Origin of the sequence: Paenibacillus sp. FSL R5-0923, from assembly GCF_038009145.1 — a bacterium.
Classification (GTDB): Bacteria; Bacillota; Bacilli; order Paenibacillales; family Paenibacillaceae; genus Paenibacillus_AQ.
In genome coordinates this window covers 2,292,722-2,313,930 of the sequence record NZ_JBBPAT010000001.1, presented here as the reverse complement: position 1 = coordinate 2,313,930, position 21,209 = coordinate 2,292,722, and the positions used below count along the sequence as shown (strand labels likewise).

The window sequence follows — 21,209 nt, the reverse complement described above, 5'->3', positions numbered from 1 at the left end:
CCCCTAAAAAAGTTATTCTATTTCCTTTAATTATGCTTCTTCTAACTCTTATAACTGGATCTGCACTCTCGTTTCTTTATCAGGATCATCAGTTGTATAGTAGAACATATAGATAGTAGCTTCTGTACCTTTAAAATCCTTATACACATCAATGGCCTTGTTGTTTCCATCCCCCGCGAAATTGACGGTTAGCGGTTTACCTAGGATGCGCTCTTTACCCAACCCGATATGTGTCTGGTTAATTCCACCGAAGCGAGCATCTTCACTTCCAGTTTCTACATAAAGATCGGATCCCTGCATATAGTAGGTCCACTTCACCGGATACCCGTTGAGTTGCTGGATAATCGTCTGTTTCTTTTGAGAGATGTTCGTTAAAAGAAGCGGTATTTTGTCATCATTATTTTTGGTAATTTTATAGCTACCATGCTGAGTCACCTTATATTTAGCTACAAAGGTAATCGGAGTCTCTTTCGTGATTTCAAGGTCGACTGGCCGTTCGAAACGAAGCACTGTCAGCTCCGGCTCACCCTCTGGAGATCTCCATAAATTCCCCTCAAGCGTCTTGCCTGCTACTTCAAGAGCATACTTTTTATAAGGGAAGCCATTGTCTATATCCTTACTTCTAACTGTGACTCGAATTTGAGTAGGCGACACAACCATATTCTCCAGCGTGTAATCAGTCTCACCTGCCTCGAGCGGCAGATTTAGACTGGTTTTTATCGTCCCGCTCTCCATCTGCTTTTTACTTAATTGAAGATCGAATGAAAGTGGTCCATTAACATCTTTTTCTTTCTTCATATATTGCAGCTTATAAGTCGTTTGACCACCGGAAACATCCTCCGCCTTAAAGTATTGCTGCGCTGTATACTCCCCTTTTTCTCCTGGTGTACCGAAAGTACCTCCAGGCAGCGAATTTATGAGCGTTCCATTTTTGTAACCGACAATATTTGGATAGGCCCATTCTTTTGCTTCTGGCTGATCAAAAATGATCGCTGAAGAGAATAACATTTTCTCTTGACCTTGGGTAAATGGCTTCACCTCTATGCTGCGCATCCCCTCCTGTCCAATAGGGAAGCTCTGTGTCTCCGTCGAGTGAATATCCAGCGGCAAATCTAACGATTGTTCACTAAAAGCCTGAATATCATTTGTAACTAGCTGAACATTCACGGTGTCCTTCTCTGGTGTCCATTCACTTTCGAAATAACCGTTATAAATTTGGTTCTTTTCGTCCCAGTTCAGATAATTATACTCTCCAGAACTATTTCCCCCCTCAGTACCTTTCAGGGTCATCTCAGTCACACGCCAAGTTTCACTGTCCTGTCGTTGTCCAACATCCAATGTGAATAAGATGACCGTTCGATTCTCATCCACAATGGCGGTATGTAGCTTTAGCGTCACTCCGTCCTTTGTCACCGATTGATCCAGCTTTTGACCGAGGTTTTGTGCCAGTGCCGCCTGAATACCACCTTTTTCACGGAGCATTGTATCCCAATTATAATGAACTGCCGCATATACTGGCGCCGCCGCTAGAAGTAATGAAAACGATGAAACAAGTGCTATTTTGCTCCAGTTTCTCCCCTGTTTCTGGCTACCACTGCTCATCCGAGCGTGAAAAGATGTTGTATTTTTATGTTCAATTCTCTCCCACATGCTTTCAAAATCAGGATATGTTACACTTTGACCCTCATTTAACTGATGCTCCAGCATATTCTCCAACTTTTTCATAAGATTCGCCTTCTTTCCGTTCAATTTGAACCCCAGCCTCCAGCAAAATTCTCCGCAATACCTTTAGCCCTTTATGCAGCCTTGATTTGGTCGTCCCGAGCGGGATGGATAGCAGGTCTGATACTTCAGCCAAGCTGAAATCATGCATGTACCTAAGCGTAATCACCATCCGAAGTTTGACTGGGAGCTGGCTCAAATATTTCGCCCATTCCATTGTCGTCTCCCGCTGCTCAATCAATCGTTCTACAGGGATTTCAGGAGACTTCTTAAATAAATAAAGATTGTCTGAGATTTTTTGTTGTAAAGTACGCTTCCGTTTCAAATGATTCAGGCAATGGTTGACCGTTATTTTCATAATCCAAGCCTTCAAATGCTCTACGTTCTCACGATTCGTGTGAAATACGGTAATGAACACATCCTGCGTCAAGTCCTCCGCATCCGCGGCGTCATGCACCATATAGTAGCAGGTCCGATATACATCCTTGTTGTAGGCTTCGAATAATTCCCGGTTAGTCTCCAAATCTCGCGCCCTCCTTTCTTATCTGTGATATCTATATGACAACCAATCTCTGGAAAAGGTTCGTTTTTCTGAGCATAAACTATAGATGCTAGTAATAACAGATGAAAGATAGCAATTATACTCGCAACATAAAAAGCCACTCCCCATAAATCTGAGAACTGGCTTTCCTTTATATTCACGCTAACAGCATACAGAAATTAAATGATATTCATAACCTCTCGTGCTTGTGTATCTAAATCCTGGGCTGAGGAAGAGATATTATTGAAATCATCTAAGGCTATTTGAATCTGCTGTTGACTAGCTTCTATATTTTCTTGCACCTGGTTTGTTCCTTTGGAGATCTTATTGATTTCCAGCGTAATGGCATCCACACTATCTTTCACTTGAATGATCGAATCCTGCACCATGGAAGATAGCTTCCTAACTTCTTTTGCAACCACGTCAAAACCACGCCCAAACTCCCCGGCATGTGCCGCTTCAATTGCTGCATTAAGCGCTAACAGTTGCGTTTGCGAAGCAATGTTACGAATAGTTTGTACAATTCCCTGAATCGATACCGCTTGTGTCTCCAGATTAGCTAGAGTCTGTGTATTTTCAATGGATACTTCGGCTATTTTATCGATACTCAGCAATAGTTCTTGACTACGTTCTATGCCTTTCTCGGCTCTATGATTTAAGCTGTCCGACATCTCTTGCATCCGCTGTACCACAACACTCATGTTATTTTGTCGATCCGTGATATTAGTCGCTATCTTAGATACGCCAATGACCTGTTCATTATTTTCATCATAGACAGGCATATATGTAGCTTCCAGCCATACCGCATTTCCTTTTGCATCCATTCGTTCGATCTTATCCTGAACACTTTTTCCTGAAAAAAGATCCTGCCAGAACACCTCATAGCCCGGGCTATTTACAAAGTGAGGAAAGCAAAACTCTTTATGATGCATCCCATACATCTCTTCTTTGTTATACCCCATCGTACTAGCAAAAACGTCATTCACATAAGCCACTCGTCGATCAAGATCAAACCTTATAATCGCTAAATTTTTTTCTAAAGATCGGACAACAAGCTCATCGGTAACTCCCTGAGAGTGTACCATTCCCATATAATAATTCCTCCTGGATATCTATAAGTTACTCGTCGCGTCATCATGAAGTATATCTGAACAATTATACGCTCTTATTGCGCAGAGAGAAATACATGATTCTTATTAAATTTATTAAAATTCGTTGTTAAAAAAGGCCAATGGCGAGCGAGTATTGCTCATTTCTAATAGATTGATCCCTGAAATACTTTTAAGTGATGATAATTAGGGAAAACCTCCCTATAAATACACAAATATCGAAGATTTATCTCTTTTTTAGGGAAATGCTCCCTATAATCTTATAAAATCAAGCCTTTTTCTAGTTTTAAGAGTTATTTGTGGGAGATTCTCCCTAAAAGCTCACATTTTTAGGCGCCTGGAGAAAAATACAGGGAGTTTTTCCGTAATTATTTTTAACCACAAAAACCCCAGCCGTAATTCCAGCCAGGGTTCGAAGCAAGTTCCTATTAATACTAATTTGTCTCTTGCAAAATGCACATACCAAACGGTCCAGCAAACATAGCCCTTATATGTACAGTTCCTTATTTCTTGGATCCGTAATCTCCCATCTTGATTCCCCATACTGAATCCTTCTGATGGGCAGCAGCCTCCTTTAAACTTGGAAGTCTTGCATCCAGAGGACTATGTCTTTCCAAATACATCACAAACGCCTGGCGAACCCCAATCTCAGCATCCAGTTTATTAAGTTCGTTCGGGTGTTTCTCCATCTCGGCTAACTCTACTTCCCAACGGTATAAATCGCTTGCCTCAGATCGTTCCAGCCGAACTTTTTCAGTCAGCTCCCGCAGCTCACGGTAGGCCTGTTTTACTTTTGAAGAGTACAGTTGCTTCTGATTCATAAAAGTTAAGAATGCGATAAGTAGTGCTAAACCTATCCATAAAATAACGTTGTCCATATTCTCCCCCCTGCTTGGGCTATTCTCCTAATTATACACACCAGAACGCAAAAATACCCCACAATGTGAGGTATCTGCCTTAGCTTTTAGCATCTATTCTTTTTTCATAATTTCATGCAGCTGACGTTTGTCTGCTTCTAACGCCCGGGCCTGGGCTTCGATATCCTCCAGATCTGCCTCCGCTGCTGAAAACTCTACGTCCTCTGCCTTCGCCTCGTACAGCATTTTCATCTTCTCGGTCTTTGAGAATATTTGCGAGTTCTCTCTATCCATAGTATCGATCGTCTCCCTTCTTATTAAGAAAATTATTATTCAAATCATCCCGCCTGCTTCTTCAATTAAGCGTAATGCTTGATCATGGGACTCCGAATTCAAGATCACCGTAAGTAAAATATCTCTACCCGTCGGTCCTCCATCTCCGCCATGACTCATCCCACTGGCGCTGGTATCAGCAGCAGCTAGTATGCCTGTGTGTGCACGCTCAGCAGTCATGGAGTCCATTCTGGCAACATTGCCTGTCACTGGGTTTACCCCTGAGCTAAAGCTCGTGCCTCCATATCTACTGAAGCGATCAACGGAAATTTCAATGGCCCGAAGTGCACGGAGCTTACGAGCAACACCCTCAGCTTCTTCAGGACTTTTAAAATAAGCCAAAATAGATCTTTCCGACATCTTATCCCCGCTCTCGCTTGAAATTCAGATATCTGTTGCATTCCTTTATATTGTCTTCATTTCACTTCTTTTATGCCCTTTTTTTCTCATACTCCACTTATTTACTGGGAATTCGACATTTTCCTCGACGCTTCCCTGCAATATAGTGCTAAAGTTGTATATTCGATTTGAAGTTATAGCTGTAGAATAAATTTAATTTTCATAATTTTTTACATTTTACGCTGAGGAGGAGAACTACAGATACACCCTGCAATATAAAAATTCATTTGGGAGGATGAACTTATTTGAAACGTACCTTTAAACACTCTATTCAAAAATTTGGTATTGGGGCAGCGAGCTTCGGACTGGCTGTTTCTGTCCTTTTTCCATCCGCTGCATTTGCGAACTCATCCCTTGAAACATCAACTAACCTAGCTAATAATGTACAGTCTCAAAGTGTGACCCCTCATAACTACGCGGGTGTGCTCAAAGGTTCAGCACCAGTATCCGTGATCGTGGAATTAACTAATAAACCAGTCAGTGTGTATGAAAATGAGGCTAAAACTTCTTCTTTACGATCCTCAGTCTCCTTACAACGCAGTAAAATTATCTCAGAGCATAAAAGCTTTATTTCCTCAGCGCAGAAAATCGATGCCGACATCGGTTTTGAATACAGTGAGATTTTTAACGGATATTCCATTACTCTGCCAGCCAATCAAGTAAACAAGCTGTTAGAGCTTCCGGGCGTTGCAGCTGTTTATCCAAATGATGAAGTACATGCGTTAGCAGACAGTGTTGAGGTAGCGACTTTGCCTGTTACACGTTCTTATTCGGACAGTGGCAATCTTATAGGTGCGGATACACTACATGCATTAGGTTACACAGGAGAAGGGGTACAGGTAGCGGTTGTAGATACCGGCATCGATAAAAATCACCCTTTATTAAAGGATAATTATAAGGGCGGTTACGATGCATATGATCAGGATAATGATCCGTCAGAAACACCTCCTGATGCCAACTTCCCTCCAAAAAATGGTAGCCCATATGAAACCTCGCATGGCACTCATGTAGCCGGTACAATATTGGATGTTGCACCTGAGGTGGATTTGTACGCGTATCGCGTACTTGGCCCTTACGGTTCCGGTCCAACAGCGGTTGTAATCGCGGGTATTGAGAAAGCGGTCGCTGATGGAGCCGATATAATTAACCTCTCCCTGGGCTCTGATGTCAACCAAAGCTATTCCGCAAGTTCAATCGCGATAGACAACGCCATAAAATCGGGTGTGAATGTTGTTGTTGCCGCCGGTAACGCTGGACCAGATGTAGGAACATTGGGCGAACCTGCTGGATCTCAACTCGCACTTAGTGTAGGTGCTTCTACTACCCCAGTGAATACCCCATTCTTTGATATTGGCGATGTTAAAAAAATTCCAGGGACCTTAGCAACTTACTCCCCAGACTTAGTTGATAATACTGCTGGCAGTAAGATCGTTTATGCTGGTCTTGGGAGTCCTTCCGATTACACAAAATTGGATGTCAAAGATAAGGTAGTCCTCGTCGATCGTGGTGTGCTGAGCTTCGGAGATAAATCTCTAAATGCCAAAGCAGCTGGAGCCAAGCTTGTCCTAATTGCCAATAATGCTGCTGGTGAAATCAGTCCCACCCTTGGTGCGCCTGGGAATTACATTCCTACCTACGGAATTTCTCAAGCAGATGGGAAAAAGATAAAAGCTCAATTGGATGCTGCTAAAGATATTATCAGTTACTATATAGGGCTTGAAGTCAATCAGTTAGCAAACTTCAGCTCTATGGGTCCGGGGATGCCTGATTATCTAATCAAACCTGACGTTGTTGCACCAGGGGTCAATATCAACTCCACAATTCCTAGCTGGAATGATGATTACGAACATGCTTATGGCTTAAAAAGCGGCACCAGTATGGCAACCCCACATGTTGTAGGGGCTGTAGCTTTGCTACTGAGTGAAAACTCTGATCTTAAGCCAAATGAAATTAAAGCGTTGCTGATGAACAATGCGGATCCTATTTTTAACCGTGATGGGGATGCTTACTCACTATATCAACAAGGTGCCGGATTAATTAATTTGGAGAAATCAGCAAAAGCTGAATCTATCGCTAAAGTTGGGGAGAGCTTAATTAGCGGCCTTCCTGGGACTGTAGAAATCCCTTATTACACAGGTTCCTTGTCCTTTGGCCTGCTCCCAAAAGGAGCTAGCGTAACGAAATCAGTCTATGTGGAAGATTTTAATAAGAATGGATCAACCTATACTCTATCCACCAAATGGCTTACAGAAGTGCCTGGTGACATTAGTATTAATATTGCACCAAACAGCGTTACCTCAGGTTTAGATCAATATGCACAATTCACAATAAAGGTATCTGACACCGCAAAAGAGGGTGCATATGAAGGGATCCTGTTCCTAACCTCTGATACTGAAACTCTTCGCCTACCCTTTAATGCACTTGTCGGCGATAAATTCAACTTAGAACCTGTTAATCAGCTTTCTTTTGAAAGTCCACAGATCTCTCCTAATGGGGATGGACGCTCAGACGACACCACCTTTACCTTCTCTGTCAATGAAGAACTGGATGGCATAAGTTTCGTAGCCTCTCCAATAGATGCTCCTGCGACAGTTTTAGGTGAAGTTTATTCTATCGATGAAAAGGTCTATCGTGGCGTTTACGAGATTACAAATTGGGATGGAACGTTAACAGACCTGGAGACCTCCGCCAAGTCCACTTTAGCAGATGGTCATTACTACATCACTCCTGTGCTTCCTAATGGGCAACTGCTCGAGAATCAAAAGACCGAGTTCACAATTGATACCGAGAAGCCATTAGTTTCCGGCATCACACTTGAGGAGTATGAACGTGAAGCGCCAACCGATCCTGGTGCGGCTCAAATCAGCGGTTTTATTGATGATGACCTAATGGCCTATTATATTTCTAATACACAACCTATTGGAAATTGGTTTACCGTGTACGCCGAAGGTAAACATTATGATGGGAATACTTATAAATTCGGTGGAGTAATTGCAGGTAATGGTGCTTTTTCCATTGACGTTCCTGTTAACGAGGGGCTTAATGAGTACAAAATCTATGTGGTTGATAAAGTAGGTAACGGCGCGGACGACGATGATTATGCTCAGCGACTGCTTTATAGCACAGGAGATGGTATTTTCAATGTAACTCCGTCTCTATCTGCAGCCACCATTGATGTGGGACAACCGGTAACCGTTGATCTTGGGTATTCCGTGACAGATGAGGTTTATGGCGTCTATGGGGCTTCATTCGCTGTCATTTACGATGATTCTCTCGAAACACCGGCGATCCAGCCAAGCGTACAACTGGCTACGTATCAAGAGGAGAATTTCTCTGGTGTTCCACTTACAGAATTCTCACAAACCTATGATCTAGAAGACGGCCGCAAACTGACACAGTATAGCGTCAATCTGTCAGGTGGCGCTTATCACGGCTCTGGCTCACTAGGCAAAATAACCTTCAAACCTACAGTAGAAGGAGCCTATTCCCTCGAGCTGTATGATGTGCAGATCTGGAATGATGCTACAACATCAACAATCCCATCTGGTGTGAGAACGGTAAGCGTAACTGTTACTACACCTGAAACACCGAAGCCAACACCAACTCCATCACCTGATTCGTATGTACCTACAGCAACCAGTGCTCCTGCTTCTGGAATCGCATTGAAATCTGGGAAGCTAGTAGAGACTGCAGATCCAGCAGGTGGCAAGCCTTCAGCGGTGTTCAACATCTTAGACACTGCATTAGCCAATTCGATCCAGAATGCAAAAGATAAAACTTCTGTTCTTGATCTTAGCGATGTAAGCTTCAATAAATATAGCCAAGTTGTTATTTCTCTTACCCCGGCCCAAGCCGAGCAGTTAAAGAAATCAGAGTATGCACTCCGCCTAAACGGTAGTGGGTTCAATGTACTTATTCCAGCGGCGACTCTTCCAGATTTCATCAACAGCAACGGCTTGACCCTTACGATTAGCCTGACAGATGCAGGCAACACAGCAGTTTTAGCAGGTAGCTCAGCAGCAATAAATATCGGTTCTTCCATTCTCACTATCAAAAATGGTTGGACAACCGGAAAGCCGATCATCCTTCAGCTTAATCTAAAGGCCAGCAGTCTTCATGATGCACGAAAGACTGCCGCTTATGTAGAATCAAAGGATCATAAATGGTCCTATCTACTACCTGGTTCTATCTCTAAAGAAGGGATTCTACAGTTTAACGTTACTGGTGACGGTTCTTACAGTGCAGCATCCCGAAAAATAAGCTTTAAAGATATTGGCACACACTGGGCTCAAACCGATATCGAAATCCTTGCTTCACATGGTATCATTGCCGGCAAAGGAGCCGATGGCAGCTTTAAACCTGCTGACACTTTAAATCAGGCAGAGCTTCTAACGCTCTTCGACCGTCTACTTGGAAAAGGTGACACTTGGAGTACTCGCATCAAAGAAAGTGGATCTCGTGATGTGCTGACTCGCGAGGAAGCAGCTCTTATCATCGCTAAGGCTCTTGGTGCTGATCTTACAGTAGCCAAGACACCTTTAAGCTTTAAGGATGCCGATAACATCGCTGCGGAGGCACGCAACGCTGTAGCCTATGCTGTAACCAAAGGTTATCTCAAAGGTGTTACTGCGGACAGCTTCAATCCACAAGGTACATTGACTCGTGCACAAGCAGCAACAATTCTGAGCCGTGTGCTTGAGGACCTACGTTCTTCGAACAACATCTAGCTTCACTTTAAAAGAAAGCCCCAGCAGCCAATGACTGCTGGGGCTTTTTCGTCTATAAGTCACATTTGCGTTTCAGAGGCAGTCATCGGACTCAGATGACCTTAAACGCTGGATTATGCGATATTTGGTATGCTAACGGACCCCATAGTCGCTATTGGCATGAAAAGCACCGCATGAGATTAGCTAGCTTGTCCCTACTAACAGTCGACATGAGCAAACTGGCTTAATCAAAAAAGCAGAGCAGCGATCCCCAAATAACGGGAGGATAGCTGCTCTGCTGTATTATTTATTTGCTCAATTAATGAAGTTAGAAATATCAGTCCCCGCGGAACGCACGCTTCACACGATCAAAGAAAGATTGCTCATGCTCATGTGTGTTTTCTCCATTTAGAGAGGCGAACTGTCGCAACAAATCTTTTTGCTCATCATTCAGCTTGCTAGGTGTCACAACAATGACTCTAACATGCTGGTCACCTTGGCCAGATCCACGTAGACGTGGGACACCTTTACCTTTAAGGCGGAAGAAAGTACCGGTCTGCGTTCCCGCAGGAATCTTCAGCTTCACTTTTTCCGTTAAGGTAGGAATCTCAATCTCATCGCCAAGTGCGGCTTGTGCAAACGTAAGTGGAACCTCGCACATAATATCATCGTTCTCACGTACGAAGAAATCATGCGATTTGACACGGATGACAATATACAAGTCTCCAGCAGGACCACCGCGTAAGCCGCCCTCGCCTTCGCCAGTCATGCGCAGCTGCGCACCGTCATCGACACCGGCAGGGATGCGTACATGAATCTTACGCTGCTTCTTAACTTTACCCTGTCCGCTACAAGTCGTACATTTTTCCTTAATAATCTTACCTGTACCACTGCAATGTGAACATGGACGACGATTACGCATCTGTCCAAGTGGTGTATTCTGTACGAATTCCTGTTGCCCACTACCATGACAAGTGGAACAAGTCTCTGGTTTAGTACCCGGTTTAGCCCCGGAGCCGTAGCAGGTATCGCAAGTTTCCGTACGTGGAATAGTGATATCAGTTTCTTTACCGAATACCGCTTCCTTGAATTCAATGGTCATCGTATACTGCAAATCCCCACCACGCTGTGGTGCGTTAGGATCACGACGTCCGCCGCCGCCAAAGAACATATCAAAGATATCGCCTAATCCTCCGAAGTCGCCACCGCCGCCTCCGAAGCCGCCCATACCTTGGTTAGGATCAATATGGCCATATTGGTCATATCTAGCTCGCTGTTGTCCGTCGCTAAGAACATCGTAAGCTTCTTTTACTTCTTTAAACTTAGCTTCAGCGTCATCTGCTTTATTCACGTCTGGGTGATATTGGCGCGCCAATTTCCGGTACGCTTTCTTCACCTCGTCGTCTGAAGCATCTCTACTGAGGCCAAGCACTTCATAATAATCGCGTTTATCTGCCACTGCTTTCACCTCCGTACATTACATACTCAAATTCCTAATTACCTGCCAAAGAAACCATTATACGATAAAACCCCAGGATCTGACCATCCAGTTCCAGCAGATGTTTATTCTTACAATATCAGAAGGCGCATTCGCGAAGAGTGTGCAAACTGATATTACAAAAGGAAAGTCAAAACACGGGATGACCCGGTTTTGACCTTCCCTTCTTAACTATATAAGAATTTATCAGTTACGCCCTATACACTTATCGTTTAAGGTTACCCTTGATTCTTATCTTCGTCAACAACCTCGTAATCAGCGTCAACTACATTGTCTTTCTTAGGAGCGCCTTCAGCAGCTCCAGCGCCACCTTCAGCACCTTGCTCTGCTTGAGCAGCTTGTTCGTACAGCTTCATGGACAACTGTTGTACAATCTCAGTCAATGCTTCTGTAGCTGCATTGATTTCTTCAAGATTGTCAGTTTCAAGTGCTGCTTTCACTTTATCTTTAGCTTCGTTTGCTTTTTCAACTTCGGAAGCATCAGCTTTATCACCAAGATCTTTGATCACTTTCTCAGTGGAATACACGAGTTGGTCAGCGCTGTTCTTCGCTTCTACCAATTCTTTACGCTTACGGTCTTCCTCAGCGTGAAGCTCGGCATCCTTCATCATTTGTTCTACTTCTGCGTCGCTCAGACCGCTGGAAGAAGTGATAGTGATCTTTTGGCTCTTGTTAGTGCCTTTATCAGTTGCAGACACATTCACGATACCGTTGGCATCAATATCGAAAGAAACTTCGATTTGTGGTACGCCACGTGGTGCTGGTGGAATCTCGTTCAGCATGAAGCGTCCCAATGTTTTGTTGCCATTCGCCATTTGGCGCTCACCTTGTAGCACGTGAATCTCAACGCTAGGTTGGTTGTCAGCAAAGGTCGAGAATACTTGGGATTTACTTGTAGGAATTGTAGTGTTACGCTCGATCATTTTCGTGAACACGCCGCCTGCAGTTTCGATACCGAGGGAAAGCGGAGTTACGTCGAGCAATACAACGTCCTTAACATCACCAGTCAATACACCCGCTTGAACAGCAGCACCAAGAGCTACAACTTCATCCGGATTCACACCTTTGTGTGGATCTTTACCTGTAAGCTTCTTAATTGCATCTTGTACAGCAGGAATACGTGTAGAACCACCAACCAGAACGATTCTGGTAAGGTCTGCAGGCGTCATACCAGCATCAGACAATGCTTGACGAGTTGGTCCCAAAGTACGTTCTACTAGACCAGCAGTAAGCTCATCAAACTTCGCACGAGTCAAGTTGATCTCCAAATGCTGAGGTACTCCGTCAACTACAGTGATGAACGGAAGAGAAATAGTAGTTGTCAGTACGCCCGACAATTCTTTCTTCGCTTTTTCAGCTGCATCTTTCAAACGTTGTACAGCAGATTTATCTTTGCTCAGATCAATGCCTTGCTCTTTCTTAAATTCGGATACCAGATGATCCATAACCACTTGGTCAAAGTCATCGCCACCAAGTTTGTTGTCGCCGCTTGTAGCTTTTACTTCAAAGAATCCATCGCCCAGTTCAAGGATAGATACATCGAACGTACCGCCACCAAGGTCATAGACAAGGATAGTTTGATCTTCGGATTTCTCCAGACCATATGCCAAAGCTGCAGCTGTTGGCTCATTCACAATACGCAAAACTTCCAAGCCTGCAATTTTACCTGCATCTTTAGTAGCTTGACGTTGGCTGTCATTGAAATAAGCAGGAACTGTGATAACTGCTTGAGTAACAGTTTGGCCAAGATATGCTTCTGCATCGGATTTCAGCTTTTGAAGAATCATTGCTGAAATTTCTTGTGGGGAATAGTCTTTACCATCGATGCTTTCTTTATGGTTAGTACCCATGTGACGTTTAACAGAGCTGATCGTACGATCAGGATTAGTAATTGCTTGGCGTTTAGCTGTTTCACCGACGATACGCTCGCCGTCTTTCTTAAAACCTACCACCGAAGGGGTTGTACGTGCGCCCTCTGGGTTTGGAATTACAACGGCTTCGCCGCCTTCCATTACGGCAACGCAAGAGTTCGTGGTTCCTAAGTCAATACCGATAACTTTACTCACAATAATTTGCCTCCTCTAAAGGTATATGGAGCATTCGCTCATTAAAATAATAAAATATTTAAAAAATTCGATTGGTACATGGTGGACAGATACTGCCCGTCCTATATATACAGATTACATGCTGACTTTGACCATAGCAGGACGAAGGACTTTATCTTTCAGGAGGTATCCCTTTTGGACCTCTTCCGTTACGATACCCTCTTCGTACTCCTCGCTCTCCACCTGCATAATAGCCTGATGGTATTCAGGATTAAAAGGCTGTCCTACTGTTTCCATAGCCGTAAGTCCCTCGGACTTCAATACCCCATCTAACTGACGGAAAATCATATTAACACCCTTCACGAAAGCTTCGGATTCTGGGCTGCTAGGAGTAGTCACTAAAGCACGCTCAAAATTGTCCAGTACTGAAAGCAATTCAGTCACGAGCTTGGAGGTGGCATATTGAGCCAACTCTTCTTTCTCCTTCTGAGTACGACGACGGAAGTTATCGAAATCAGCCTGCGCACGTAGCGCACGTCCTTGATATTCATCAGCGAGATCCTGCAGACGTTTTACCTCCGAACCTGTGTCTGAAGCACCTTCACTAATTTCTTCTGCCGTAAATGAGTCGGTTTCCGAAGCTACATCAGCCTCAGGTTCCTCATTTATCAAATCTTCTTTGAATTCATTAGCATCTTGAACTTGTTCCTTTTTCAAGTTGTCTTCACCTCCTTAAAATCATTCATTAAAATCATTCACGTAATCAATGTTGACTCTGTTCACTTATACCAGTGTGCCAGCATCGCTGTCAAATCTCGGGATAAAATGCCCAAGATCCCCATCACTCTTGCATATTCCATTCGTGTCGGACCAAGGATACCAATGCTCCCCAGTGCCTGCCCATCAAGAGAATAAGTGGCGGTGATCAGACTGCAGTTAGCGAACGCTTCATGATTGTTCTCCGTCCCTATTCGGACCTGGATACCTGTGCCGCCTGTTGTAGGGGCCAGCATTTTGAGCAATGTAGGCGTCTCTTCCAGCAGATCAAGAATGCTTTTCACCTTGTCAACATCCTTGAACTCAGGCTGTGTAAGCATATTCGTCGCTCCACTAAGATAGATACGCTGCTCTTGATCACTTTCCAGCGCAATGTCTAGCACTTGCATTAATTCTTCATAATGTGAGATGTGACGCTGCATTTCCTCGCCAAGCTCGGAATACAGCCGAGTCTTCAGCTTATAGAGTGGTACATTGACCAGCTTACTATTCAGTAGGTTAACCACTTTCTCCATCTCGGAAACGGATATCTCCGGCGGAATGTTCACCGTACGGTTCTCAACTTGACCCGTACTTGTAACAATAATCGCTACAGCGGTTTTATCATCTAGTGGTAACAACTGAAAATGACGCAATGATGTATGAAAAACCTCCGGTCCCAGAAGGATGGAAGTGTAATTCGTCATATTGGAAAGAATCATCGCCGCATGTTGGATTACCTGCTCCATCGCATTCAGCTTCTCGGCAAAAAAAGCGCGGATCGTGCCCATCTCTGCCGTTTCGGCGGAATTCCACGGTACCAAATGATCCACATAATATCGGTATCCTTTATGGGAAGGTATTCTCCCCGCCGATGTATGAGGCTGCTCGAGATAACCCAAATCCTCTAGGTCAGCCATTTCATTTCGAATAGTTGCAGGGCTGTACCCTACATCACCCCGTTTAGAAATGCTGCGAGATCCTACTGGTTCTGCCGATGAAATATAATCATCTACAATTGCATTTAGTATCATTCTCTGGCGATCAGTTAACATGTTATCCCCTCCTATCGGCTGTTGGCTCCGATTCGTTAGCACTCGACTCAGATGAGTGCTAACCACTAATACAAAAATACCAAACTGACATTGACATTGTCAAGTCAGTTCAGCATCTTAAGTACTGCTATTTCATCGCAGGCATGCTGCTTTTTACAATTCACGCAATCTGTCCATACCTTTTCGGGAAAAATCTCTTTCTCAACGACTTCGAATCCGTTTCTAAGAAAGAAATCTACGGCGTAGGTTAGTGCCATGACCTTAGGGATTTTCTGGTTTCTGGCTTCCTCAACCAACTTCTCTAAAATCATTGAGCCGACACCTTTGCCCTTACCTTCGTCATTCAGACCGATCGATCGAATCTCTACAAGATCATTCCCGAGTCTGAAGAGTGACCCACAGCCAACGAATCTGCCGCCAATTTCTGCAACAACGAATTGATCGATCTGGCGTGTCAGCGCCTGCCTGGAACGGGGCAACATGATCCCGCGCTGTGCGTATTCTTCTATCATCAGATACAACGGTTCAACATCTTCTATCACAGCATTTCTGCAAATCACCTGTGCGTCTCCTGCTGGAGACGAATGGCGGATCATTTCCGTCTTGGCAAGCACTTTAATTCACCCCTCTGTTGATAATATGAATAAATATACAACAGAGTGAATTACAATTCAAGGGGTATTTTAAAATTAAACTTCTGTCAGTGCACCTACAAATTCCGCGAAAACATCGTTCCCGAAAAGGATCCCTTGCTTGCTGAGTCGGTAAGTCCCCTCTTCGTGCTCAAGTAGACCTGCATGCAGCATCTTATGCAAGGATTTCGCAAATACATCCTCTATCGAACGCCCAAATTGCGCTTGAAAAGCCTCATTAGAGACGCCTTCATGCATACGTAAGCCAACCATCATAAAGTCCTCCATCGCTTCTGCTTCAGTGATTGGGTATGCGTCTAATCGAGGCAACCCTTTACGTGTAGCTTCAACATAAGGATTTACACCCTTAACATTAATATGACGCTGGCGACCCACATATCCATGTGCACCTGCTCCAAGACCATAATAATCTTCATTACGCCAGTAAGTGATATTGTGACGACTCTCCATACCTGGTTTTGCGAAGTTACTGATTTCGTATTGGTTATAGCCCGCTTCCTTCATAGATGACATCAACAAGAGGTACATTTGCAGTTCATCTTCTTCATTAGGAAGAGGAAGTTTGTTCTTATTAAATAGGGTGTGAAAAAGAGTGTTCTCCTCCACCTTCAAGCTGTAAATAGAATAGTGGGGTAAATCAAGCTCCAAGGCCTTACGAATACTTTCGCCCAGCATCTCTACAGTTTGGTTCGGCAAACCAAACATAAGGTCAACCGACAGGTTGTTAAGACCAACTGCACGAGCATTCTCCAAGCTGCGGTATACATCGTCAACATTATGAATCCGGCCAATACCCGTAAGGAGTTCGTTCTGAAACGCCTGAACACCAAAGCTCACCCGATTCACGCCGCCTTCTTTCATAACCGTCAACTTATCTATATCCGTAGTTCCCGGATTTGCTTCCATAGAGAACTCGATATCTTTATCCCAGTTTGGGAAATGTGTCCGAACTGATTTTAGAAAATAAGCCATCTCATCCGGCTTCAGTACTGTTGGGGTACCACCGCCGACAAAGATCGTTTTGATAACACCCGGTGGAGTGTTCTTGACGGTCAGCTCCATTTCTCGATCCAAGGCTTGGAGATAATCCATAACCGGCTGATCCTTGAGAACGTAGGAATTAAAATCACAATAAAAGCACTTATTGGTACAAAAAGGAATATGAATGTATACGGCCTCAGGGGGACGGCCATTAGTATTCGTGGTCATTAGCTGTCTCCTTTATATAAAAATATCGTTTGACTAGTGTAATCTAAAAAACAAGAAAAGGGAAGCCTGACGGCTTCCCTCCAAGGGCGATCATTTATAAATGATCTCTATTTTAAAATACAAAAAAGTATAAGTTTTACGTTATCCTATATATTTTGTATTTCTCGCAGAAACGGATACTGTCCCTATAAGGACGGCTAAGCCGTTTCTTCTTAATATATCCGCATTTCCACGAGTTCTGCACGTTCTCCTCCGTTAGTTTCATGAATAACGATCCGAACAGCGTCCGTAAGGACAGGGTTCTCTAAACGATGTACGTTCTTCCGGCGATGATTGTCTTTGACGCGGAACATGACTTGCCACACGCCATCAATGAGCAACTCTACATCGTAAGCCTTTACTAGTTCAGGAATCACTAGAAATGGCGTTTCATGGTGATGTAGGTTGATAAGATCCTCATTAACATCATCGTTAAAGGTAAAATGAATTTCAGAGACTGAAGCAGCATCCGGGAGACGCGCCTCTACCCACTCCGTTCTACCAGCAGTCATCGGCTCAGAAACCCAGCTATGTGGCCCTGCAAAAGGTCGAACATACCCGTCAGTGACTTTGGATGCAGCATATGCGGATGTTTCTACCGCAAAACAGAAATGCCTGCGTACAAGCTGTTTCATGCTCCACTCCATCACCGGCTGATCTGGCTGATGATCCTCCAGCGCTGAATCAACTACAGGTTTAACGCCTCTCTCAAATGTAATAACACCTGTGATTGGGGTTTCTGAAATATGCAATTGAATATGCTCATTAGCTCGAATAATAGCGAAGATATTACTTTCGCCGATTGAACTCCACTGCTCCTCTTGTACCGGAACATCAATCCATTGCTGCTCTCCAGCTTGTACTATTACAACATCAACCTGTCTACACTCTGCTGGAACGTAATTTTCCGCACGCCCAGTCGTCCATAGCTCAACGGTCAGCTCTGACTGAGTACTTGCTGACACAAGCAGCTTCAACCCAAGGATATTTCCTTCAACCGGAAACAAAATTCCTACGTCATGAGAAAGCTCATAAGCTTCAGCTGGTCGATCCAGTACTATGCCTTTCATCGTACTGGACGCATGAATCTCACTATTTCTCGCGAGATCTAGCGGATCTTCGTTGCGCAATCCAATAATCGAAGCATCTTGCTTTAACATCACCTGTTGCAATTCATGCATATGCTGCTTGCGAATTTCACGAGGGGTTACACCTTTGATGACGGATAATGCTGCACCTGCTCCAGCCGCTTCACCCATGATCGCACAGGTTGCCATGACGCGTGTTGTTCCAAAAGCCACATGAGATGCGCTGATATTCCGACCCGCGAAGAGTAGATTTCGCACATTCTTCGAATAGAGCGAACTAAATGGAATATGATAAATCCCATCCGCATGCAGATGTTTCGAGCCGCTCTCTTCTGCGTACATCCCTTGCGGTGGATGCAGATCAATCGACCATCCTCCGAATCCAATCCGGTCTTCAAATTCACGCTGAGCAAGAATATCATTTTGCGTTAAGATCGTATCGCCAACAAACCGTCTGTATTCACGTTTACCCGGAATTGAGCCAACCCACTCCAGCGTCATATTTTCGGCATCAAAATGACCTGAGTTTTTAATGTAATCCCAAATCCCATAAATAACAGAGGATAGCTCATCACGTATACGTTCATTCTCATCCACTGTATCAAGCTCACCGCCCCACTCAATCCACCAGTAGTGACAGCCTGAATCTCCACTCCGAATGACCCGACGGATCGGAATCGACGTTGTTGTAATATCCTTCGCGAACGATGGAGCAACATAACGAACCGGTTTTCCTGTATCCTGTGTATAAAACAATAATGTACTGCCTAATGTAATGTTATCAGGCACTTCAGGTGCCCATTCCTCATTAAATTCATGGCGGGCTTCACGTCCTAATCGGAAATCAGCTCCTGCCAGGAAGCCAACCAAACCATCGCCCGTGCAATCGATGAACGCCTCACTCTTGAACGTAATCAACCGCTCAGATCCCATCATCCAACCAATCACACTGCGAATCGTCCGATCCTCTGCCTCACCTTCCGCTTCCACTTCGCGTACATCGGTATTTAGGAACAGGCTGATATTCGACTCTGCCTTCACGGCTTCGAGTAAGGTTAGATCCCATAAGTATGGATTTCCCTCCGGGTTCCGGTATTGATTCTCGATGAATAACTCACCCATAATGCCTGTCTCACGTGCATATCGATTTACACCATGTCCTGTTGCACCACATACCCATACCCGAACCTCTGAACTCGAGTTACCACCAAGTACAGGACGATTCTGCACTAGTGCTACCTTTAACCCTAGGCGCGCTGCAGCGATCGCCGCGTTCATTCCTGCAAGTCCACCACCGACCACTGTTACATCGGATTTAACCGTTTCTGTTCTCATGTTAGTACCCCTCCTATAGTTAGCCTTTCACAGCCGAACTTGAAATCCCTTGAATAATGTATTTCTGACCCACAAAGAAGATAATAATCATTGGAATAATCGCAGCCGATGAAGCAGCCATCATCCCGTTGTAGTCCACATTGTTCTCAAGAATAAAATTCTGCAATCCAAGCGGAATGGTATATAGTTTAGGGCTTTGCAAGAATACAAGCGCATTCTCATAATCATTCCATTGCCAGGAGAAATCGAGAATAGCAAACGTTGCTATTGCTGGCTTCGCTAATGGCAGAATTAAGCGGAAAAATATCTTATAATGCCCCGCCCCATCCAAAAAAGCAGATTCCGTAATTTCCTTAGGAATGCTCATAAAGAACTGCCGAAGCATAAATACACCGAAGATTGAGAACATGGCTGGTAGGATCAGCGCCCAATGCGTATTGTAAATCCCAACCCAGTTAAACATGATAAACTTTGGAACAAAAAGCACCTGAGGTGGAACCATCATCATGGATAGATATATGACAAATAGTCCATCTCGACCTTTGAACGAAGTACGTGAAAATCCGTAAGCGGCAAGGGCAGATAGAAACACAGCCCCCACAGTTCCAATAATTGAAATCTTAAGTGAATTTAAATAATACGGAACAAAATCATGACTTCCTGTCCACACCCGAATATGATTGCTCCAGTTGAGAGATGAAGGCAGCCATTTGTTAAACACCTCGGCAGGTGTCTGAAAGGATGTGCTGAGCATCCATAGGAAAGGCACAATCATAAATAGTCCTAGAACAAACATGATGATCGTTACTGGCAGTTTCACCTTCATGTTTCCTGCTTTTTCATTCATACCGCCTGCTCCTTTAAATTATGGTTTCGGGGCCCCCCGCAAAGCTTCACTTTGTGGGATCATTTAGTAATGAACCCAGCGCTTTTGGCCGATCCACTGAATGACTGTAATGACGAGAATGACGGCGAACAAGAACCATGAAATGGCTGAAGCGTATCCCATATCGTAATAACTGAACGCTGTTTTATAAACGAATAGTGATAAGACCGTCGTACTTCCGCTAGGACCTCCAGCCGTAATGGCTTGAATAATCGAGAACGATTTCATCGTCATAATTAATCCGGTAATCATTAATAAGAAAGTTGTGGGACTAACAAGAGGCCATACAATTTTCCATGTTGTTTTGAATGTGCTTGCACCATCGATCCGGGCAGCCTCCAGCTGTTCTGTCGAAATTTCCTGTAATGCAGCTAAATATATGATCATATTGTAGCCAAGCATCAGCCAGATTTGTACGATATCAATGGCATACATTGCGGTTTCCGTATCCGCAAACCATCCTGGCGGCGATGTTATGCCAATCCAGCGAAGCATTTCATTGATGGGTCCCTGTGAAGGCTGAAATAGCAGCATCCAGACAAATGCAACGGCTACTCCACTTGAGATATACGGTAGGAAGAACATTCCACGTAATACGCCTTTAAGATACACACTGCGGTTTAGAAATAGCGCTACAATAAATGCGAGCACCATCGATACTGGAACCGATATCAGGAATATCACCGTATATTTGATCGAGGCATAGAAATTATCGTCATGGAACAATCGTTTGAGATTATCCAGCCCAGTAAATTGCCAATTCGGATTTGAAAATTGATAATTCGTAAACATGAGGACAAAGGAATAGATTGCAGGAATAATAAAGAATAAGAGAATACCAATCATATTCGGAAGAATAAAGGTCATGCCGATCCAGCCTTGTCTGTCCATCCAGCTTCTCCGCTTCACGGTATCGCCGCCTTTCGTATGCTGAAAAATGGGTACACGAAAGAGAAGAACGAAGAAATCTTCCTCCTT

The 21,209-nt window shown here is 44.0% G+C and carries 16 protein-coding genes; 1 reads left to right on the top strand and 15 read right to left on the bottom strand.

Annotated elements, in window-relative coordinates; all coding sequences use genetic code 11:
- Positions 1 to 48: 48 nt before the first annotated feature.
- From MKX35_RS10270 to MKX35_RS10245, 6 genes are all read right to left on the bottom strand, one after another.
- On the bottom strand, positions 49 to 1,725 hold the full coding sequence (locus tag MKX35_RS10270; protein WP_076299676.1) for a DUF4179 domain-containing protein: 1,677 nt from the start codon (positions 1,723 to 1,725) through the stop codon (positions 49 to 51).
- Positions 1,685 to 2,245 carry an RNA polymerase sigma factor gene (locus MKX35_RS10265; RefSeq protein ID WP_076299677.1) on the bottom strand — a complete coding sequence of 187 codons (561 nt, stop codon included), beginning with the start codon at positions 2,243 to 2,245 and terminating at the stop codon, positions 1,685 to 1,687. The genes MKX35_RS10270 and MKX35_RS10265 overlap by 41 nt, the downstream gene beginning before the upstream one ends.
- Positions 2,246 to 2,442: 197 nt before the next feature.
- The gene (locus MKX35_RS10260; RefSeq protein ID WP_076299678.1) at positions 2,443 to 3,354 is read right to left on the bottom strand and encodes a methyl-accepting chemotaxis protein; all 912 of its coding nucleotides are present in this window, start codon (positions 3,352 to 3,354) and stop codon (positions 2,443 to 2,445) included.
- Positions 3,355 to 3,875: 521 nt separating this feature from the next.
- Entirely contained in the window at positions 3,876 to 4,250 is a 375-nt protein-coding gene (locus tag MKX35_RS10255) for a hypothetical protein (RefSeq protein WP_076299679.1), read from the bottom strand.
- A gap of 93 nt (positions 4,251 to 4,343) precedes the next feature.
- Positions 4,344 to 4,523 carry a YfhD family protein gene (locus tag MKX35_RS10250; RefSeq protein WP_042130382.1) on the bottom strand — a complete coding sequence of 60 codons (180 nt, stop codon included), beginning with the start codon at positions 4,521 to 4,523 and terminating at the stop codon, positions 4,344 to 4,346.
- A gap of 39 nt (positions 4,524 to 4,562) precedes the next feature.
- Complete coding sequence (locus MKX35_RS10245; protein WP_042190997.1) at positions 4,563 to 4,922, bottom strand: hypothetical protein; 360 nt, start codon at positions 4,920 to 4,922, stop codon at positions 4,563 to 4,565.
- Positions 4,923 to 5,206: 284 nt separating this feature from the next.
- On the opposite strand from MKX35_RS10245, the gene MKX35_RS10240 reads away from it, so the two are divergent.
- The gene (locus tag MKX35_RS10240; RefSeq protein WP_076299680.1) at positions 5,207 to 9,688 is read left to right on the top strand and encodes a S8 family serine peptidase; all 4,482 of its coding nucleotides are present in this window, start codon (positions 5,207 to 5,209) and stop codon (positions 9,686 to 9,688) included.
- Positions 9,689 to 10,004: 316 nt separating this feature from the next.
- Here MKX35_RS10240 and dnaJ read toward each other — a convergent pair whose 3' ends face one another.
- From dnaJ to MKX35_RS10195, 9 genes are all read right to left on the bottom strand, one after another.
- Complete coding sequence (gene dnaJ / locus MKX35_RS10235) at positions 10,005 to 11,126, bottom strand: molecular chaperone DnaJ (RefSeq protein WP_042130386.1); 1,122 nt, start codon at positions 11,124 to 11,126, stop codon at positions 10,005 to 10,007.
- 257 nt (positions 11,127 to 11,383) lie between these two features.
- Positions 11,384 to 13,231, bottom strand: coding sequence for a molecular chaperone DnaK (gene dnaK / locus MKX35_RS10230; RefSeq protein ID WP_042190999.1), 1,848 nt, complete (start codon positions 13,229 to 13,231; stop codon positions 11,384 to 11,386).
- Between the two features lie 114 nt (positions 13,232 to 13,345).
- A complete protein-coding gene (gene grpE, locus MKX35_RS10225) occupies positions 13,346 to 13,927 on the bottom strand; it encodes a nucleotide exchange factor GrpE (RefSeq protein ID WP_042191002.1) in 582 nt (193 codons plus the stop codon).
- Positions 13,928 to 13,989: 62 nt separating this feature from the next.
- On the bottom strand, positions 13,990 to 15,021 hold the full coding sequence (hrcA, locus tag MKX35_RS10220) for a heat-inducible transcriptional repressor HrcA (RefSeq protein WP_042191003.1): 1,032 nt from the start codon (positions 15,019 to 15,021) through the stop codon (positions 13,990 to 13,992).
- A 104-nt stretch (positions 15,022 to 15,125) separates the two neighbouring features.
- Positions 15,126 to 15,617, bottom strand: coding sequence for an N-acetyltransferase (locus MKX35_RS10215; protein ID WP_042194380.1), 492 nt, complete (start codon positions 15,615 to 15,617; stop codon positions 15,126 to 15,128).
- Positions 15,618 to 15,710: 93 nt separating this feature from the next.
- Complete coding sequence (hemW, locus tag MKX35_RS10210) at positions 15,711 to 16,883, bottom strand: radical SAM family heme chaperone HemW (RefSeq protein WP_076299681.1); 1,173 nt, start codon at positions 16,881 to 16,883, stop codon at positions 15,711 to 15,713.
- A 212-nt stretch (positions 16,884 to 17,095) separates the two neighbouring features.
- Complete coding sequence (locus MKX35_RS10205; RefSeq protein WP_076299682.1) at positions 17,096 to 19,345, bottom strand: FAD-dependent oxidoreductase; 2,250 nt, start codon at positions 19,343 to 19,345, stop codon at positions 17,096 to 17,098.
- Positions 19,346 to 19,364: 19 nt separating this feature from the next.
- A complete protein-coding gene (locus MKX35_RS10200; protein WP_076284811.1) occupies positions 19,365 to 20,192 on the bottom strand; it encodes a carbohydrate ABC transporter permease in 828 nt (275 codons plus the stop codon).
- A gap of 63 nt (positions 20,193 to 20,255) precedes the next feature.
- Positions 20,256 to 21,140: a carbohydrate ABC transporter permease gene (locus MKX35_RS10195; protein ID WP_231573337.1), complete on the bottom strand. Its 885-nt coding sequence runs from the start codon at positions 21,138 to 21,140 to the stop codon at positions 20,256 to 20,258.
- Positions 21,141 to 21,209 lie beyond the last annotated feature (69 nt).

Bases quoted from the DNA above. Each gene is read 5' to 3' on its own strand.
- MKX35_RS10255 (WP_076299679.1), bottom strand. From the start codon at position 4,250: ATGGACAACGTTATTTTATGGATAGGTTTAGCACTACTTATCGCATTC.
- MKX35_RS10270 (WP_076299676.1), bottom strand. From the start codon at position 1,725: ATGAAAAAGTTGGAGAATATGCTGGAGCATCAGTTAAATGAGGGTCAA.
- MKX35_RS10250 (WP_042130382.1), bottom strand. From the start codon at position 4,523: ATGGATAGAGAGAACTCGCAAATATTCTCAAAGACCGAGAAGATGAAA.
- hrcA (WP_042191003.1), bottom strand. From the start codon at position 15,021: ATGTTAACTGATCGCCAGAGAATGATACTAAATGCAATTGTAGATGAT.
- MKX35_RS10215 (WP_042194380.1), bottom strand. From the start codon at position 15,617: ATGATCCGCCATTCGTCTCCAGCAGGAGACGCACAGGTGATTTGCAGA.
- hemW (WP_076299681.1), bottom strand. From the start codon at position 16,883: ATGACCACGAATACTAATGGCCGTCCCCCTGAGGCCGTATACATTCAT.
- MKX35_RS10245 (WP_042190997.1), bottom strand. From the start codon at position 4,922: ATGTCGGAAAGATCTATTTTGGCTTATTTTAAAAGTCCTGAAGAAGCT.
- MKX35_RS10200 (WP_076284811.1), bottom strand. From the start codon at position 20,192: ATGAATGAAAAAGCAGGAAACATGAAGGTGAAACTGCCAGTAACGATC.
- MKX35_RS10260 (WP_076299678.1), bottom strand. From the start codon at position 3,354: ATGGGAATGGTACACTCTCAGGGAGTTACCGATGAGCTTGTTGTCCGA.
- MKX35_RS10205 (WP_076299682.1), bottom strand. From the start codon at position 19,345: ATGAGAACAGAAACGGTTAAATCCGATGTAACAGTGGTCGGTGGTGGA.